The following is a 1,726-nucleotide window of genomic DNA, read 5'->3' as shown; positions in this document are numbered from 1 at the left end:
ACCCAATATAGCCATACCAATGTGCTAAATCATGCCTTACTCGCGCAAGCCTATTATCGAGAAGAAACCTTCGGCTATTTCCCGTTTCCGCGTAACGGTCTATTTAGCGGCTCAGAGCAAAGCAACGATGTTTACGGCCTAAAAGTCTTACTGGAGAAAAACTGGGATAACCTCACGCTGAACTATGGGTTGGATTACAGCAAGGAAGAGTTCCGCGCCAAGCAATACGTCTATGATTCAACAACCAGTGCAACAAGTCATGGTTTAGAGTTTGAGAAAAAGGGCACGATCGGTCGTTATCCTGACTTTGATACCCAAAATGCCGGTGTGTTTGCTCAAGCAGACTGGGCCGTTAACGATAAGTTAAATGCCTTTGCCGGATTGCGCTACCAGTACACCAAGTACAAAGGCAGTGATTTTATCGGCTTCACCCAGCAAGCCTATATTCTACTCGGCTTATTACCAGATGCGGATGCCATCCCAGGCGGCACCACAGACAAGGATATTTGGCTTGCGAATGCGGGGCTAAAGTACGACCTAACCGACAACCAACAAGTTTGGGCTAACTTTAGTCAAGGCTTTAATATGCCGGACCCAGGCAAATTCTACGGCAAAGGCAAATATTCAGGCGGTACCCTCACCAACAGCGTGAGTGTTCAAAACACGGAATTGGACGGTGTAAAAACCAACTCCTTTGAGCTAGGCTGGCGCACTCAGCAACAAGACTACAATGCGCAAGTCGCCGCGTACTACTCGATTTCRGACAAGTCGTACAAGTACAACAACGATCTCGATGTCACCTTAGATAGTGACAAACAGCGTATCTATGGCCTCGAAGGGCAAATCAAATACTACCTCACTGACACTTGGTATAGCCGCGCACAGGGCCACTTAGTGCAGAGCGAAATCAAGAATAGTGGCCATTGGGATGAGCTGAGTATCTACAATGCGAGCCCTTCTACCGCGATGGCGGCAGTGGGTTACGATAACTTCGATTGGGGTACAGAGCTCAACCTCCAACACGTTGGCGATCTGTCTGATGAAGATGGCGACCGCCTTGAGGGCTATGAGCTTGTCGGCCTCAATGGTTACTACACGTTGCCGGTCGGCCAAATTAATTTCGGCATCCAAAACTTGTTTGATAAAGACTATCAAACGATTTGGAGCCAAAAAGCCCAGAAAGTCTATAGCGGCCTCGCTAGCGCCGACATGTTTGACTACGCCGGTGTGGGGCGCACCTTTAGCTTAAGCTACAGCGCCACGTTTTAATTGTATTCCTTTTCGCGCCCAACCCTCGTTGGGCGCCTTTTCTCCCWATTTTTTTAGCCCATATTTGCACAACAACATTGCCCCAATAAGCCCGTGTCTGTAAGGAGTTGTCATGACACACCCCCTGAGTTTGAATGCGTTTTTCAATGCGTTGTTTGTCGAGCACCCGCACACGCGGGTGATAAAAGGTCAGCCTGACCACGCCAGTTTCCCGTGTGAGCAGGGCGAATTATTATTACCGCTCACCTACACCTCAGCAGCCGGCCGTCATCGTTATCAAGGTGACATACTGTGGCGCGGTAGCGACGGTGAAACTGCCCCTACTACCTTTGCCGATGCGGTTTACCGTATAGCGCAATCAGTGCCTGAGGTCAGTGGCGAACGTCTCGACCGCTTTGCATCACGTGTTAGCCAGTCTGACGCCTATGTACAGCGAGCAGAAGCACATTGGCAACAC

General features: G+C 49.7%; 2 protein-coding genes. Both read left to right on the top strand.

Annotated features, from left to right (window positions below):
* A partial coding sequence (locus tag BZG83_RS16420) for a TonB-dependent receptor (protein ID WP_131825121.1) occupies positions 1–1,269 on the top strand: 1,269 nt, incomplete at its 5' end.
* A 112-nt stretch (positions 1,270–1,381) separates the two neighbouring features.
* On the top strand, positions 1,382–1,726 hold a 345-nt coding region (locus BZG83_RS16415; RefSeq protein ID WP_131825120.1), incomplete at its 3' end, for a hypothetical protein.

This window comes from Salinivibrio sp. PR919, from assembly GCF_001995355.1.
GTDB lineage: Bacteria > Pseudomonadota > Gammaproteobacteria > Enterobacterales > Vibrionaceae > Salinivibrio > Salinivibrio proteolyticus.
The sequence above is the reverse complement of the archived record's forward strand: the minus strand, read 5'-3'. Positions and strand labels throughout refer to the sequence as shown.